We start from the raw sequence: 1,349 nt of genomic DNA, 5'->3' as shown, positions 1-1,349 counted from the left end.
CCCCCGGCGACCAGGCCGGCCCCCACCCGGGCCACCCCAAACGCACCACGGCCAACCGTCACGCCGGCCCCGACCATCCAGACGATGATCGTGTGCCTGCCCGACGAGCTGCCTGCCGAGGCGCTCACCGCCCACCAGCTCGACAAGCACTTCGGTGTCACCGGCACCCTGAAGCCGCTGTTCTGGGCTGTCCCCGCGCTGCGTCTGTGGCAGCGGCACCAGATGGTCAGCCTGCGCAAGGGCCGCCCGCCGGCCTGCGCCGGTGGGCCGGTCAAGCTGCTCGACCTGCAAGGCATGCGCCACGCCGCGGGTGTCGGCGCCGGCATCCGCTACCAGATCTGGCAGCAGACCGTGCACGGCACTCGCCCGGCCACCCCGTGGCCGGTGTTCGAAGCCCGCCACCTCGCCGACCCCGACAGGTACACCCTCGACGCCGCCGCGGCGGACTTCCACGCGCAGCCCCGCGTCAACGCGATGCGGATGCACGCCGCCGCCACCCCCGGCACCGGACAGCCGAGCGTTGGAGAGCTGGAGATGTACCAGGCAGGCCAGATGGCCTACCAGCACTACAGCGCCACCAGCGCCATCGCCGGCGACGCCCTGCTCACCGCCGACGGCCGCAAGCTGTCCCCGGCCAGCGACGCCCTCACCCACCGGGTGACCTACCTCGAGCAGGCCCTGCGCCACCTCGACACCCTCGCACCCCCGCAGCGGCTGATCGCCGTCGCCCTGTAACACCCGCTCACCAGGTGCGCTGCCCGCCGATCACCCCTCTGGCGCCGGCGCGTAACACCCGGCCGGCCAGCATCGCTGCACCGCCGCCCCTCACCGCTGCTCGCAGCTGAACCAACAGGCTGAGGCCCGCACACCGCCCTGGCGCAGCCGCTGGCCACGTACCGGCAGACAGCGCCCCACGCCGCAGACGCACGGCACACCGCATCACGATCTCCCCCTCTACCACCGCCGGCTGGGGGCCGATAGCCGCTGCGCGAGAACACACAGCACGCCGGGCACCCCGGGCTCGGGGCGCCCACCCAGCTCGGCCTGCGACAGGCCGCCCTGTTCCTCTTCCCGCCCCATCGACAGAAGGCACCCATGCTGATGTCCACCCGACTGTGGTTCCGACTGGAGGACGTCCTGCCCCTGGCAGAACACGCCCTCGCCTGCCCCACCCACCGCCTCACCGGCGCCCAAGCCGCTGCCGGCGGATCCAACGGGCCGGCACTGACGCTGACCTACACCACCGCCACCGGCGTGCTGCCCTCCAACGGCGTCCCCGCCTGGCATGACGCACACGGCGAGCAACAGACCGTCCACAGCGCTTCGTGGCGCCCCACCGTCGCCCGCAC

At 73.2% G+C, this 1,349-nt stretch carries 1 protein-coding gene and 1 pseudogene; both read left to right on the top strand.

The window, feature by feature from the left end; translation table 11 throughout:
• Positions 1-735, top strand: a 735-nt coding sequence (locus DKT69_RS00230) for a hypothetical protein (protein WP_438361786.1), incomplete at its 5' end; no start/stop codon positions are given.
• Positions 736-1,095: 360 nt separating this feature from the next.
• Positions 1,096-1,349: pseudogene (locus tag DKT69_RS00225) on the top strand (hypothetical protein); the annotation flags it as partial.

This window comes from Micromonospora sicca (genome assembly GCF_003172935.1).
Classification (GTDB): Bacteria; Actinomycetota; Actinomycetes; order Mycobacteriales; family Micromonosporaceae; genus Micromonospora; species Micromonospora sicca.
Note: the sequence above shows the minus strand (reverse complement) of the source record. Positions and strands in the feature narration are given on the sequence as shown.